Origin of the sequence: Nocardiopsis exhalans (genome assembly GCF_024134545.1) — a bacterium.
GTDB lineage: Bacteria > Actinomycetota > Actinomycetes > Streptosporangiales > Streptosporangiaceae > Nocardiopsis > Nocardiopsis exhalans.
This window is the reverse complement of the sequence record NZ_CP099837.1, coordinates 4,805,681-4,819,296: the sequence shown is the minus strand read 5'-3', so window position 1 is coordinate 4,819,296 and position 13,616 is coordinate 4,805,681. Positions and strand designations below refer to the sequence as shown.

Below are 13,616 nucleotides of genomic sequence, written 5' to 3'. Positions count from 1 at the left end.
GTTCGGCGCCGAACTCGCTCCTGGTAGCAAGATCATCTTCGGGAGGGGCCCCAAGTCCGCCCGGTGCGCATCAGACCCGGACGCGCCGCCGGATCTCGGGGAGCGCTTCGCCACCGCCCTGGGGGCAGTGGTACCAGCGTGCCTCGGCCTCGCGGCCGTCGAAGGCCACCTCACCGATGGTGTTGCCGAAGTAGGGGCGCTCGGCCAGCCGCCACGCCAGCGGGCTGCGGCGCACCCCGGCCAGTCGGGTCATGATCTTCCCGGCCAGATGGAAGGGCCAGCTCGCGGACAGCGCGGCCGCGCGGCGGAAGTTCGGCGGGAGCTGGTTGCAGAGCGCGGAGGAGACCAGCTGGGTCACCCGGGAGGTCGTTTGCCCCTTCCTGGCACGGGCGCGCGCCAGGTAGGAGAAGTGGACGTCCCCGCTGAGTAGCAGGACGGTGGCGGGGGCCTGGCCCCGATCGCCGCGGGCCACCTCCAGCACGGCGTCGGCGAGCCGGTGGAAGGCGCCCCAGTGCTCGAGATCCAGGGCCTGGCGGAGCCTTTCCGCGGGGCCGCGCGCCGCCGACCCCCAGGCGCCGCCGCAGACCGCCTCGTTCCAGGCCTCCAGGTGGTGCACGGAGGGCGGCAGCAGGATCGGGACCGTGGAGGCCACCACGAGGTGCTCGGGGCCGCCGGTGAGGTGCTGGTCGAGCCAGTCGTGCCCCTCGGGCCCCAGAATGGACCTGGAGCCGTCGTGGGGGCCTCCCTCACCCAGGGCTCGACCGCAGCGGGTGTCGGCCACCAGGACGCGTACGCCGCCGATGTCGTGGCGGTGGCTCCACCGGTAGGAGGCGGGCTCGTCGTGCGCCCGCCAGGCGAAGGAGTCCAGGATGTCCCCGGCATCGGTACCGCGCTCCCGGTGGTCGCGCACCACGGCCCACAGCGGGTCCTTGTCGCGTGCGTCGGGGGAGAGGTTTCCCACGTGCTGGTACACCCAGTAGGCGCCGAGCCCGCTGGTCACCCGGGTACGCCACCACGGGTGGTCGTCCATGGAGCGCCGCCAGGCGGCAGAGGTGTTCCAGTCGTCGCGGATGTCGTGGTCGTCGAAGACCATCAGGGTGGGGACGGTCGACAGCAGCCACCGCACCTGGGGGTCGGACCAGGCCTGCCGGTACAGCTCGGCGTACTCGTCGTAGCGCACGACCTCGTCCTCGGGCGTGTCGTCCCCGGGATCCTCGCCGCGCACCTGGCTCAGCCGTGCTTGCCGGAGGAAGGCGCGCATGGGCTCCTGGAGCTCGTCGGCGTAGACCTGGTCGCCGATCAGCAACAGCGCCAGGTTCTCCCGTGCCTCGCCGTCCACGGCACCCAGACCCTCCCGGGCCAGCCGGCGCGCGGTGGCGCGGAGCATGTCGGGGCCGTAGCGCACCAGGCCCTCGGGTGTGTCGCCGGTGGGGGTGTGGCAGGAGCCGTACAGCAGGCGCGCGGGCGCATCCGGGGCCAGAGTGCGCAGGACGCTCGGCGGTAGCGGGCTGTCGGGTTCGGGCCAGACCCGGTCCTCAGCGAGAAAAACCTCGTAGGGAAGGACCGAACCGGGGGCCAGACCCTCGATTTCGCACACGGCGTAGTGGTGTCCGTGGACGGTGAAGGTCCGGGCGGCCGTGACCGCCGCGCCGTCCACACGGACCCGGACGTCACAGGGCGCGTCAGTCTCCACCCACACCGTCGCCGTAGTGGGTCCCACATGCCGGAGCACCGGCCCCAGACGTAACGAGACAGTCACCCTTTTCCCTTCTTTCCACCAGTTTCACATACACCGACGACGAGTATGGCCGCTCCACGGCGCCCCCGACCATCCCTAAGCTGACCGGGGATGGTTGCACCGAGGGCCCGGCTGCGCGAAGGTGTCGCTATGCGGACACAGATCCTTGAGCTGCACACCGGCGGATCGGAGAGCATCACCGACATCACCGCGCAGTGCGGCGACTTCGTCGCCCAGAGCGGCGGCGACGGCCTACTCAACGTCTTCGTCCCGCACGCGACCGCGGGTGTGGCCATCATCGAGCTGGGAGCGGGGTCCGACGACGACCTCCTCGCCTCCCTCGACGACCTGCTACCGGCCGACGACCGGTGGCGCCACAAACACGGGTCCCAGGGGCACGGGCGTTCGCACGTCATGCCGGCGTTCGTCGCGCCACAGACCACGGTGCCCGTTCTGTCCGGCAGACTCGAACTGGGGACATGGCAGTCCATCGCGGTCGTGGACCTGAACGTGGACAACCCGGACCGACAGGTGCGGTTGTCCTTCCTAGGGTCCGGGTGACGCGGATTCGACGCGTGCCGGGTTCGGCCGCGCGTTGACGGGAGATGCCACTAGCGTGTGAACTAGGCCATCAGCGATGGTTACGGACCCACGTGACGGGCGACGAAAAAAGCCCGGCATCGTTGTGACAACTGCTTCGTGCAGGCAAGATTGAGAAAAACCATCTGTGGAGGAGAACTTTCGTGAGCGCGACCGCGGGCCAGGCACAAAGCGAACGCGGCTTGGCTGACCGACTCGGATTCAAGCCGGGTCAGGTGGTGCAGGAATTCGGCTTCGACGACGACGTCGACGAGGGGCTGCGCGCATCCATCGCCGAACTCACGGGCGAGGCGCTGGTCGACGAGGAGTACGACGGCGACGTCGACGCGGCACTGCTGTGGTGGCGGTCCGACGAAGAAGGCGACCTCACCGACGCTCTGATGGACACGGTGACGACCATCGCCGACGGGGGGACCATCCTGGTCCTGACCCCGAAGGCCGGCCGTGATCTGCACGTGTCCCCCAACGACGTCGCCGAGGCGGCCAACACATCGGGCCTTTCCCAGACCAGCGCGGTGAGCATCGGCGCGGACTGGTCGGGCACCCGCCTGGTCGTTCCCAAGCGGTGACGGACAGCACCCTCACCGGGTGAGACGTCCGGTGCCGCGCGCCCCAGCCAGAACGGGCGCGCGGCGCTGAAGGGCGCCCGCTGACCGGCGGGCGCCGACTCCGGCCTGTGCAGCCGACGAACACGAACGCGAGCATGACCGACACCGCCACCGTGGACGCCCGTGCGCCCGAGATCACACTCCAGGACCAGTACGGCCAGGACACCGTCCTGAGCTCTCTGCGGGGCGGCCCCGTGCTCGTGGTCTTCTACCCGCTGGCCTTCTCCGGCGTGTGCTCCGGCGAACTCGCCGACCTGCGCGAGCACCACGCCGAACTCAAGGCCCTGGGCGTCACGGTTCTGGCGGTGTCCGTTGACTCCACCTTCGCCCTGCGCACCTGGTCCGACCGGGAGGGCTTTCCCTTCGCGCTGCTGTCCGACTTCTGGCCCCACGGCGCCACCGCCCGGGCCTACGGGGTCTTCGACGACCAGCGCGGCGTCGCCCGCCGGGGCAGCTTCCTCATCGACGCCGAAGGCACCGTCCGCTGGACCGTCCACACCCCGGCCGGTCAACCCAGGGACGTCAAGGAGTATCTCGACCAGGCACGCCACCTGGCCGGATAAATCAGGCGCGAGTACCACCACAAAGCGGTATGATCACTCGCGACGCACAAACGGGGCGCGTAGCTCAGTTGGTTAGAGCAATTGCCTTACAAGCAATAGGCCAGGGGTTCGAGTCCCTTCGCGCCCACCCTGGACGGCTTACTAGAACCCTTGACCAGGTCAGGGGAGTCGGGAAGCGCGTCCACAGAGCTCCACACGGCGCTCTCTCCGCCACCGGAGGGGGCGCTGTCGTCGTTCCGGGGTAAGTCATCGACTTTTGTCCCGTTCGCTCCGTGTGGGCGTCCTGGAGGGCGAGAGCTGGTCGATCACAGCCGCGTCAGCCCTTCAAGTACTCGCCACATGTCTTCCGGATCGAGAGGCGCGGGCGGGCGAAACACGGTGCGGAGCGTGCTGTTCGGCGCGCGTCGTGGCCGGTACGTCATGGAAGGTCTGGGCGGGGGTGCCTCGCCTGCTCGATCCTGCGTCGGCCCTACGGAGTTGCGGGCGAGTAAGCACCACACGGTCTTGCCGCCACGGGGCGAGGGGGTGACGCCCCATCGTTGGCTGAGCACCTCCACCAGGAGCAGCCCGCGGCCGTTCTCGGCGGCCTCGTTGACGGGCTGTCTCGTGGGCGTGCCGTCCCCGGCGTCCCAGACGTCGAGGTAGAGCTTGCCGCCCTGGACACGCAGAGTCAGGCGGATGAAGTGGCGTCGGGAGATGGCCGACACCGGGGTCGTCATGGTCAGCCCCCGGCCTCGACGGCATTGGCCACCAGCTCGGAAGCCAGGAGTTCGGCGCTGTCCACCACGTCACGGAACGGCAGGTGCGCGAGCGTGCTGCGGATGAACTCGCGGGCGAAGGACGGCGCGTTCGGCAGCGCCACCAAGGTCAAGGAGGCGAGCATCAGCGCCCCACCTCCCACACCGTGACGCCGAGCGCTTCGATCTGCGTCACCACACCTGCTTGCAGGCTCGGGAAGCGGGTGAAGTGCTCCAGGGTGGGCACCAGCACCTCGGTCGCGTCTCCCTGCTTGAGCCGTGCCACCAGGCGCCCAAAGCCGGATTCGCGCGAGGTGGACAGGTCCACGAAGACGTTCCCGAGGGTGAAGCCCCGCTCCTGGGCGTAGGCGCTCATGTGGCCGTGAAAGCGCAGCAGCCTCTCGCGGTCGGCTGGCCCCATGATGCGCAGGTAGCCGTAGGCCAGTGGCCTGGCTTCGTCGGTGATCACGAGCGCCGCCCCTTCACCAGGCGCAGACAGGGGCGAGCGTCAGCTTCGTCGTGCGTGTGTGGCCGGTGGCGGTAGGCGAGTACCAGTCGGACGGCCTCGCGGATGTTGTTGTGGGGGCAGTGGATGACGCGGAGCTGATTGGCGTCGTTGTCGAGGTGCTCCACCACGTAGTGCTCGTTCGTGGCCGAGACGCTCACACAGCCGATGTGCAGAAACACCAGGGTGGTGCCTTCGCGATCGGTTAACGGGTGGATGCGGTGCTGGCGCAGGAGGTTGCTGAGGCGGTGCAGGGCGATTGGACCGTTTGGCCGGTTCATTGATCACCTCTAAGGAGGAAAGTAGGGGTTTTGTAGTGGGCTTGCCACACCCCGACCTTTTCATCACCCCAGGTAAAAGGGGTATGCCTACACGGCGATTGGACACAATGGGTAAAGCGGGGTTGTCTTTGGTTGTGGCTGTGTAGTTAACTGCCAGTCATGGCACGCAAACCCCCGGTGGAAAACCCCGCTATACGGCGTTTCGGGAGAGAATTGGCCCGCTTGCGCAATTTGGCCGGTATGTCGCAAAGCCAGTTGGCCAAGGCGATCAATGTGTCGGGTGCGCTGGTTGGGCACATCGAGAGAGCGGAGCGCACGCCGACGCAGCGCTTCGCCAGGAAAGCCGACGAGGCACTCGAGTCCGGTGGCCACCTGATGGGCCTGTGGAAGGACGTGCAGCAAGCGGCCTACCCGGAGTACGCCGGGAGTTTCATGCAGGCGCTACCCCACGCGCTCATGATGCGGGACTACCACCCGATGATCGTCCCGGGCCTGCTCCAGTGCGAGCCCTACATCCGAGCCTTCTGCCGTGCCAACAACCCGATGGAGACAGACGACTACATCGACCGGGTAGTCGAGCAACGGCTCCAGCGTCAAGAGCTGCTTATGGAGTCGGACCGGCCGGTGATCTGGGCGATCATCACGGAGGCCGTGCTCGGTAGCCTGGTGCAGACACCGGACATCTTGCATAGCCAGGTAGACCGCCTGCTGGAGCTGACCAGATCCGGGCGGGTTCAGCTCCAGGTGATCCCTGCTAATGTCCGCTTCGACGAACACCCAGGCATGGACGGCCCCTTCACCATCCTGTCGCTACCCGACCGGCAAGAGGTGACCTACCTGGAAGGTGCCGCCTCCGGCGACCTCGTCACCGAGGCAGTAGAGGTCGAGCGGTTGTCCCTTAAATTCGGCAGCTTGCAGGGCGTTGCCCTATCCCCGGGGCAAACAGTGGAGTACTTGAAGAATGTGCGAGGCGAGATCGATGGACAAAATTCAGTGGCACACCTCGAGCTACAGCAACGCGCAGGGTGGTCACTGCGTGGAGGTGGCGGAGACTCCCCGAACGGCGCTAATGCGGGATAGCCAGAATCGGCATCTCGGTCACCTGGTGTTCCCTGCGCCGGAGTGGAGGGCCTTCTTGGGGGACGTGAAAGAGGAGCAGCTCTAACACTCTCGCCTAGGCCTGATCGAGAAGGCGCCTGCTCGCTTCGGGAGAGCGGGCGTCGCTCATTGCACAAGGGGGCTGACACGCGGCGGCGGTGGGCTTACGCTTGCCTTTACCGCTGGTTGGAAGCTCCGGCAGTGGCGTCACGAGCCGTGGGCACAGGACACCCAGGACCGGCCCTTCGACCTCGTAGCAGCGATCCAGTCGTAGACGGTGGGATGCGCGTGACCGACATCGACCAGGCCAAGGAAGCTGTCCGAGACCGCGTGTGGCGGCTGCTCGAACGCGAGGGCGCTGTCCCTGAAGGCTCCTACGGCAAGATCCCCGGCTTCTACGGCAACGAGGCGACGGCTGAGCGCCTGGCCGAGCTGGAGGTGTGGAAGAACGCGGGGACGATCATGGCGAACCCAGACTGGGCACAGTTCCCCATCCGCATCCGCGCCCTCCAGGACGACAAGCTCCTCTACATGGCCGTCCCGCGCATGGCCAGCCTCAAACCCTTCTACCTGCTCGACCCCGCGTCGCTGAGCCTGCCACCCGAGGAAGCCGCCGAGAAGAAGGGCGCCGAGCAGATCGCCCGCAGCGTCGGTGTGGACGAGATGCAACCCATTGACGTGGCCATCTGTGGCAGCGTGGCCGTCAACCGCTCGGGAGCGCGCATCGGCAAGGGGGCCGGGTACTCCGACCTTGAAGTCGCGTTGCTCATCGAGGCGGGGTTGGTGACCGAGCAGACGACCATCGTGGCGCTGGTGCACCAACTCCAGGTCATCGAGGAGAAGATCCCCGAGACGGAGCACGACTTCAATGTTGACCTGATCGTCACGCCGGAGGAGGTCATCCAGTGTGAGCGACGCCGACGGCCGAGCGGGATTGTGTGGGAGGACTTGACAGCGGAGAAGGTGGAGGCGATTCCAGTGCTGGGGGAGCGGGAAAATATTCGGGGATGAGATGATCATTTTGGATATGTAGGTTTCTTGAAAAGTAGATCCACCGCAAGGGTTTCCGGTGCCGCCATCCTTTCAATTCTTGCGCAATTATCCTATCATTTATCGGAAGGATGGAATATATCATAGTGAAGTACTATTCCCTGTTTGCAATTTCTCGGAATCTCCGTTGTCGGCTGAACGATGTGCGGTTGGGGTATGGGGAGTGGGTAGAGCGTGGCTGACCTGGACAACGTCACCAAGCGCAAGCTTGAGTCTATCCTCGAGATGTCAGGGGGATACGTCCTCGATTTTAGCAACGCCAGATTTGCTGACTTTGTTAAGACCGCAATCGATATTGATCCGTATGAGAAGTATCCCCCAGGATCGAAAGCTGTGCTGCTCCGAAGGATCTGGCACGAAGAGCCGATGGCTGCGGTAGCGAAGGTGAACCTCGAACTCCTGGAGCACTGGCGAATCGGGAAGCTAGTTGCCGATCAGGAGCCGACATCGTTTGAGGGAACTCTATACGATGAGCTCAAGGAGCAGTTTACGCCGCTTGCCGAAAGCGTAGATGCCGCGAGTACCGACTTTCTTGCCAAAGACTTCGGCCAGATCGACATCACTTCACTTCCACGTTCTCTCACCTCGCAAGCGGTGGTGGAGGCGCGTTTGCGGGAGATTGACGCCTGCCAGGAGGCGGGGGCGCCCTTGGCTGTAATCTTCCTGGTTGGCAGCACATTGGAGGGTCTTTTGATGGAGTTAGCAATAGCCAACGCGGCAGAGTTTACGTCCGCGCCGTCAGCGCCCAAGGAACGTGGCAGGGTCAAGCAGCTTGACCAGTGGAAACTCGCTGACCTGATAGTGGTTTCTCACAAATTGGGGATTCTTGGCGCTGACGTCTTCAAGTTTGCGGATCAAGTGCGGAACTTCCGTAACTACATCCACCCACGACAGCAGTTGGTCGAGCGATTCGAGCCGCGCATAGAGACTGCAAAGATCGCTCAGCAAGTTCTGCGGGCTGCACTGGCTGATCTTCAGCAGGCAAGCGGAGGTAAGCGATGACTGAATTCGACCTCTACTTCTCCGAACACTTCGGTGTCGATCCGGCTGTCTTGGAGGAGTACGGAGCCTTTGATATAAGCATCGTCTCCGACCTTCCACTGTTCATTGATCCTTTTCTTCTCTTCAACAGCAAAAAACCTGAGTACCAAGCTCTCCACGAGCAGATTCTCAAGTACCTGTACTTCCTGCGTAATAAGGCGACACCCGATCTTGATCCGGACTTAATTAAGAGCTGGTATCGGTTTAAGGAAGTGAAGCAGAACTGGCTCGGGTTCACGGTGCTTGGCAACGGTGGCAGCGGTCTCGGTGGCAAGTTCGCGACCTCGCTGCATAATTCACTCGGGTCGATTCTAAGCAATTTTGGCTCCGAGCAGATCACTGCGAGTTCCCACCTTGAGAAGCTGGCTCTGATCCAACCCGGTGTCGGGCGTGACAACATCAGTGACTTCTCGACGAACCTGATCAAAGATTATCTTCTCGACTACACCCAGACGTTTTCCAAGGCTCACCTCGCTCCAGAAAAGGTCGATACTTTCTCTGTGACGCGAGCTGCGTTCAACTACGAAACGGAAAGTTGGGAGACACGGAAGTACGTCCTGCCTCGGCTCGGTGATGACTTCGTCCTGCTAACGCCAACTGATATCCTCACTCGTGACGACACTTGGATTAGCCAAACGGACATGATCCGTGGCTTCGACAGGCTGCCGTTCTCTGTACCTGACAATGAACTTAGAGCGCAGGTCAACAACTATTTTCGCCAGCGCCTAGGGAAGAAGCCCACGGCGAGTGATCGTGCAGCGGCCGCTCACAGCACGATTCGCCAGTTTCCAGAGCTTATCGACTACTACATCAAGACCAAGGAGGAATCGGGCGACGAGGCTGCTGCGGCTAGTACGAAAAAGGTCGACGATACCTACCGAGCACTCGTTAGCCAGTTGAAGCGTGCCGTCGCCGACCTCGATTCGAAGTCAAATTTCTACGACCAGCCGTGGACTAGTTACGAAGAGGCTCTTGAACGCGTCCACCTCTTCAAGTCCTATGTTGAGGATAACGATGGCTACAAGCTGATCAATCGTGTAGGGAAACCGTTCTCACGTGAGGACGAGGTCCAGATTTTCTTTGGTCTACTCTGGTGTCGCACCGACTTCGATGTAAACCGGGAGCCTAACAACGGGCGCGGTCCGGTTGACTTCAAGGTTAGCTATGGCTCAGGCGACAAGTCCTTGATCGAGTTCAAGCTTGCTAGTAATACAGCACTCAAGCGTAACCTCGAGAAGCAGGTGGCAATCTACGAGAAGGCGAACAAGACTGACAAGTCTATAAAGGTTATCATCTGCTACACCAGGGTCGACGAGACCAGGGTGGCCAAAGCGCTCAAGGAGCTTAAGCTAGAGAATGAGCCCTCGGTTGTTGTCATCGATGCGCGTAACGACAACAAGCCATCCGCCTCGAAGGCGTGACTCAGCTCCAGCAGTGGGTGATTGGCCTAGCGCCAGAATGGTTTTTATGGGCCAGTGGGGGAACGGCGACTTCTGGGAAAAAGGTTCGTGAGAAATTATTTTTTGCCGAGTGGCCGATTCGCTGCTAGATGATCATTTGTCATTTTCTTGGCTGAAGTCCCGGGGTTGGCGTTTTCTTTGATAGCTTCCAAAGAAGCGAGTTAGTGGTTGCAAGATTTTGCAATCGCGAGTCTGCTCAGACATGGTTGACTCGTCGATGAATTGATGGAACTTATCTCGTTCGCTTGGCTTGAGGTCGGACTGGATTATGAGCCAGCGAAGGAACACGGAAAGAGCAACTTGTCGAAGGATGGGAAGTTCCGGATCTCTCTTGTCCGTGAGATCCCCGTGGACATACTTTGATCGTGCGTTGTATGCCTTTCGGACCCACGCATAGACTTTCATGCGTGTCTCGTCGGTCATGTGGAGAGCCGATGCACGCTGTGCGACTTTTCGGCTTAGATCTAGGTTTTCCTCATCCGCAAGCAGTGCTTCCATGGCAATGACATAATGTAGCAAGGTCTGTTCGTAGAGCTCGTCAAACGTGTCGCCATCACCGTAGGTCAGCTGGGCTGCTAGCGCCAAATGCTCAGCTGAACGCTGCATCCGCTTGGCGCGCTTCGAGTCTTTCTTTTTCCCTTCGCTACCAGCTTGCAAAATTGTGTTGACCATAGACAGAATCTCTTCGCAAAAAGCAGCCAGAGGTTCGACATCTTGATTGGATATCGTGAATGTTCCAGTTGGGTAGATCTCTGTCTCGAACTCTCCTTCATTCCCATAGAATTTAGGTTCAAGAGTGATGTTGTCATGGAGAGTGTGGATAGCTCGACCTGGAAACACGGTGTATTGTGCATCGAGATGTACTACCTCTCTGTGCCAAAGGGCGAGGGTGATGAGTGGCTTCCAAGAAAGTATTTCTGGCTGTTGATGCATTAGAAGATATATGCGCGAAGGTTCAGTTGGAGCGTGCTCCTGTGTCAAAAAAGCTGCCCCATCCAAGGTGTCCGTATCTATCTTTTGGTGGCTCCATAGGTGTTGGTGAATACTTGGAACTGGGTGAATTTTCCTCAAGTCAACTTGATTTGGACTGAAGAGTTTGTAATCCCCGATTCTGATCCTTGTTCCAGTAGGCATTGCAATGTTAAGTAGGAGCCATGACTCTCCGCTGGGGGTGTCGATGGCAAGGTAGTGGATAAACTCCCTTGCTATGGTTGGATAGTCGGGCTGTTGTCCAGGGTTGGTTGCAAAATTAGCGAGTCCTGTGTCAAAGAAAATGGCATGATCGGATATTTCGAACTTCCCCTCTTTTTCCTGATACAAGTCTGGGCGTCGGCTGGGTGGGGCTATGTTGTAGATGGCCTGCCTCGCCTCATTCCACTTTGGGCTTTCGTGGAATGCCTGGACTGCGTCACGTGCGCATGTGGGGCCGTTGGTTTGATTAGCGATGCTCTCGATCCAGGTTTGGATAGTTTTATGCTCGGTGTGATTAATATCCATGGCTTCAAATCGTACACCACGGAGGCCGAAGCGGCCTGAAAAATACCTGCGGTCTACGAATCTCGCTCCCGCAGACGCTTCCGCACCGTGGTCTGGTGTGTTCCAAGCTTCTGTGCGATCGCTCGTCAGCGACCACCCCTGTTCGTAAAGCCGCGCCGCCTCGTCCACCTGCCCATCGGTAAGCTGGTTCTGCCGCGTCTGCACACCATGGCGCTTGAGAATGTTGCTCACCGTCTGCCGCGTAACGCCGAACTGCTCGGCCAGGTCGTAGACGGTGGCGCCGTCCTGGTAGGTGGCGATCAGCTTCTCGGCCTCCTTGCCCTGGATCTGCTTGGCGGTCTTCTTCCTGGCCCGTGGTGTGGGCGAAGCGCTGGGGCCGAGGCGTCGGGCAGCTTACGGAGCAGCTCCTCCAGAGCGTCCGCCTGGTACCCCGGGTTATAGTTGGCTTGCGTAAGGCCCACTCCTCACCTCGAAGCGCCCGCGGGGGGCGCTTTCGTCGTTTCATGATGATGGCCATCGCCAGCCATCGGCCTCGATGGCGGTGGCGACCAGCTCCGGTAACCGTTCTGTGTATTTCGCGCTGAATCGCTCTGCCTGGGGGCGACCTCCATCCACGATTGTCATGACCCGGCAGTCGGACCAGGAGCGCGACTCATGGCACAACGAGCGACGTATGCCCGGCTCACCGAGTTCCTACGCGGCAGTACGCGGGACGTGGTGACCGTGGCATGGGACGAGCTGGACGAGGTCGTCGGCGGCCTTCCCGCCTCGGCCGTCAACCACTATCCGCAGTGGTGGCACGGTGATCGCTCACATACGCGGGCGTGGCGGCGTGCGGGATACGAGCTGGAGTCCGTGAGCCCAGAGCATTCGGTGACCTTCCGAAGGAAAGGGGAACCCGATGATCCTCAGGGGCGGGGTTCCGTGCGATCGAGTCCGTCTGCGGCAAGTCGATCCAGCACAGAGCTGCCCCCGTTAGATCCCCGTAGTGCTTTGCTGGTCATCGCCTGTTCATCGGCCAAGGCCCCAGGAGGGCGCCACCTCGCGGAGTTTGGCGGTGACACCGGTTGGCCTCGGGAACTGATCGAGGCCCGAGCCCGTGTGCTCGCCCAGGCTGGAGCGGACGACGGCCGCTTTCTCCCCGCGTGGCAGCGCTATACCGGCCACTTCTACAAGCATGCCGAGCCCGCGTTGGCCGAGGCGGTCGCCAGCGGCCGGGTGCTGATCATCAGCGGTGGATACGGCCTCGTACGGGCCGATGAACCCATCGCGTACTACAACCGCCGCTTGCAACTGGCGGACTGGCCGAGGGGACTACTCGAACGGGCACTCCTCGCAGAGGCCCGCCGTGTCGGTGCGCGGTCCGTCGTCGGATTTCTCGCAACCTCGAGCGATTACGCGAGGCTGTTCCGTCGTGTCGACTGGCGCGTGTCGGGTGCACAGGTGGTGCTGGCCACCATCGAGGGAGTTCAGGGCGGAGCGCAGGCGCGCGTGCCGCGGGCACTGGGCCAGGCCTTCTCCGCGTCCTGGCGACAGGAACCCGGAGACCAGCCAGCCGGACTGACATGGGAGCCGCTGACGTGAGCACCGTACGGCAACGCCACATCGACGAGTTCTACGCGCTGCTGGACGACCTCGCCCGCGTGGTTGGTGGCCCGCGCCTGCTGCGCGACTGCACCGGCCGCGATGGTTGGCCCAGCCACGGCGTCTACTTCTTCCTGGAGGAGGGTGAGCGGCTCCCCTCGGGCGAGCACCGAGTCGTCCGAGTCGGAACGCATGCACTGACCTCCACCAGCCGGACCACTCTCTGGAACCGGCTCTCCCAGCACCGGGGCAACCGCTCCGGCGGCGGAAACCACCGGGCGTCGATCTTCCGCCGCCATGTCGGGTCAGCGCTCATCGGCCGCGACGGCAGCCGTGACGGCCTCCTGGAGGCGTGGCTGGCCCCGTCCCGGAGCCCTGCGTGGGCGACCCGCGAAGCCGAGGTCGAGCGGCGGGTCAGCGAATACGTCGGCCGCATGCCGTTCCTCTGGCTGCCGGTGCCCACGAAAGCCCACGGGGACAGTGACCGGGGCTTCGTCGAACGCAACTGCATCGCCCTGCTCTCTGGGGCCTCGGACACGCTCAAAGCCCCGAGCCGGACATGGCTTGGGTACCACGCGGTCAGCCCCAAGGTGCGAGCCTCCGGGCTGTGGAACGTCAACCATGTCGACGAGTCCTATGACCCCGCTGTCCTCGACCTCATACGCGACCTGGTGCGCCGCTGCGGACACCAAACCGAGTAGAGGAAGGGCAGCCGTGGACACGCAGCCGGTCAACCGCTCCCGGAGAAGCCTGGGAGAACCGCTGGAGGCGAGGCCAGCGAGCAGACGCGGCCCTCGCCAGGCGGTCAGAGTTCGTGTCGGCAGGAGATCGGGTCCGACGGCGGGATCTTCTTG

The 13,616-nt window shown here is 62.7% G+C and carries 16 protein-coding genes, 1 tRNA gene and 1 pseudogene; 12 read left to right on the top strand and 6 right to left on the bottom strand.

Annotated elements, in window-relative coordinates; genetic code table 11:
• Positions 1 to 70: 70 nt before the first annotated feature.
• Positions 71 to 1,759, bottom strand: a complete 1,689-nt coding sequence (locus NE857_RS21190; RefSeq protein ID WP_254417327.1) for an alkaline phosphatase D family protein — start codon at positions 1,757 to 1,759, stop codon at positions 71 to 73.
• Positions 1,760 to 1,888: 129 nt separating this feature from the next.
• Here NE857_RS21190 and NE857_RS21185 point away from each other — a divergent pair, with 129 nt between their 5' ends.
• The 4 genes from NE857_RS21185 (at position 1,889) to NE857_RS21170 (ending at position 3,636) form a co-directional block, all read left to right on the top strand.
• Positions 1,889 to 2,299 carry a secondary thiamine-phosphate synthase enzyme YjbQ gene (locus NE857_RS21185; protein WP_017580908.1) on the top strand — a complete coding sequence of 137 codons (411 nt, stop codon included), beginning with the start codon at positions 1,889 to 1,891 and terminating at the stop codon, positions 2,297 to 2,299.
• A 182-nt stretch (positions 2,300 to 2,481) separates the two neighbouring features.
• Positions 2,482 to 2,907, top strand: a complete 426-nt coding sequence (locus tag NE857_RS21180; protein WP_017580909.1) for a DUF3052 domain-containing protein — start codon at positions 2,482 to 2,484, stop codon at positions 2,905 to 2,907.
• Between the two features lie 134 nt (positions 2,908 to 3,041).
• On the top strand, positions 3,042 to 3,509 hold the full coding sequence (locus tag NE857_RS21175) for a peroxiredoxin (protein ID WP_254417326.1): 468 nt from the start codon (positions 3,042 to 3,044) through the stop codon (positions 3,507 to 3,509).
• 53 nt (positions 3,510 to 3,562) lie between these two features.
• Positions 3,563 to 3,636: transfer RNA gene (locus NE857_RS21170), tRNA-Val, on the top strand.
• Positions 3,637 to 3,814: 178 nt separating this feature from the next.
• Here the strand turns inward: NE857_RS21170 and NE857_RS21165 are convergent.
• From NE857_RS21165 to NE857_RS21150, 4 genes are read right to left on the bottom strand one after another with little or no spacing between them, the layout of a single operon-like run.
• Positions 3,815 to 4,228: an ATP-binding protein gene (locus NE857_RS21165; RefSeq protein ID WP_254417325.1), complete on the bottom strand. Its 414-nt coding sequence runs from the start codon at positions 4,226 to 4,228 to the stop codon at positions 3,815 to 3,817.
• A 2-nt stretch (positions 4,229 to 4,230) separates the two neighbouring features.
• A complete protein-coding gene (locus NE857_RS21160; protein ID WP_254417324.1) occupies positions 4,231 to 4,392 on the bottom strand; it encodes a hypothetical protein in 162 nt (53 codons plus the stop codon).
• Entirely contained in the window at positions 4,392 to 4,715 is a 324-nt protein-coding gene (locus NE857_RS21155) for a recombinase family protein (protein ID WP_254417323.1), read from the bottom strand. The genes NE857_RS21160 and NE857_RS21155 overlap by 1 nt, the downstream gene beginning before the upstream one ends.
• On the bottom strand, positions 4,712 to 5,032 hold the full coding sequence (locus NE857_RS21150) for a hypothetical protein (protein WP_254417322.1): 321 nt from the start codon (positions 5,030 to 5,032) through the stop codon (positions 4,712 to 4,714). The genes NE857_RS21155 and NE857_RS21150 overlap by 4 nt, the downstream gene beginning before the upstream one ends.
• A 159-nt stretch (positions 5,033 to 5,191) precedes the next feature.
• Here NE857_RS21150 and NE857_RS21145 point away from each other — a divergent pair, with 159 nt between their 5' ends.
• The 5 genes from NE857_RS21145 to NE857_RS21125 all read left to right on the top strand — a co-directional run bounded on the left by NE857_RS21145 (position 5,192) and on the right by NE857_RS21125 (position 9,642).
• Positions 5,192 to 6,112 carry a helix-turn-helix domain-containing protein gene (locus tag NE857_RS21145; RefSeq protein ID WP_254417321.1) on the top strand — a complete coding sequence of 307 codons (921 nt, stop codon included), beginning with the start codon at positions 5,192 to 5,194 and terminating at the stop codon, positions 6,110 to 6,112.
• Positions 6,069 to 6,197, top strand: coding sequence for a DUF397 domain-containing protein (locus tag NE857_RS21140; protein WP_254417320.1), 129 nt, complete (start codon positions 6,069 to 6,071; stop codon positions 6,195 to 6,197). Before NE857_RS21145 ends, NE857_RS21140 begins: the two co-directional genes overlap by 44 nt.
• Before the next feature lie 215 nt (positions 6,198 to 6,412).
• Positions 6,413 to 7,141 carry a 5-formyltetrahydrofolate cyclo-ligase gene (locus tag NE857_RS21135; protein WP_254417319.1) on the top strand — a complete coding sequence of 243 codons (729 nt, stop codon included), beginning with the start codon at positions 6,413 to 6,415 and terminating at the stop codon, positions 7,139 to 7,141.
• 213 nt (positions 7,142 to 7,354) lie between these two features.
• Positions 7,355 to 8,182 (top strand): hypothetical protein, encoded by an 828-nt coding sequence (locus NE857_RS21130; RefSeq protein WP_254417318.1) that lies wholly within the window; start codon positions 7,355 to 7,357, stop codon positions 8,180 to 8,182.
• Positions 8,179 to 9,642, top strand: coding sequence for a DUF8370 family protein (locus NE857_RS21125; protein WP_254417317.1), 1,464 nt, complete (start codon positions 8,179 to 8,181; stop codon positions 9,640 to 9,642). The genes NE857_RS21130 and NE857_RS21125 overlap by 4 nt, the downstream gene beginning before the upstream one ends.
• A 132-nt stretch (positions 9,643 to 9,774) precedes the next feature.
• On the opposite strand, the gene NE857_RS21120 is transcribed toward NE857_RS21125, so the two are convergent.
• Entirely contained in the window at positions 9,775 to 11,409 is a 1,635-nt protein-coding gene (locus tag NE857_RS21120; RefSeq protein ID WP_254417316.1) for a HEPN domain-containing protein, read from the bottom strand.
• Between the two features lie 423 nt (positions 11,410 to 11,832).
• Here NE857_RS21120 and NE857_RS34725 point away from each other — a divergent pair.
• The 3 genes and pseudogenes from NE857_RS34725 to NE857_RS21110 form a co-directional block, all read left to right on the top strand.
• A pseudogene (locus tag NE857_RS34725) lies at positions 11,833 to 12,060 on the top strand (DUF7662 domain-containing protein); the annotation flags it as partial.
• A 111-nt stretch (positions 12,061 to 12,171) separates the two neighbouring features.
• Positions 12,172 to 12,762, top strand: a complete 591-nt coding sequence (locus tag NE857_RS21115; RefSeq protein ID WP_254417315.1) for a YaaA family protein — start codon at positions 12,172 to 12,174, stop codon at positions 12,760 to 12,762.
• Entirely contained in the window at positions 12,759 to 13,463 is a 705-nt protein-coding gene (locus NE857_RS21110; RefSeq protein WP_254417314.1) for a GIY-YIG domain-containing protein, read from the top strand. The genes NE857_RS21115 and NE857_RS21110 overlap by 4 nt, the downstream gene beginning before the upstream one ends.
• Positions 13,464 to 13,616: the final 153 nt, after the last annotated feature.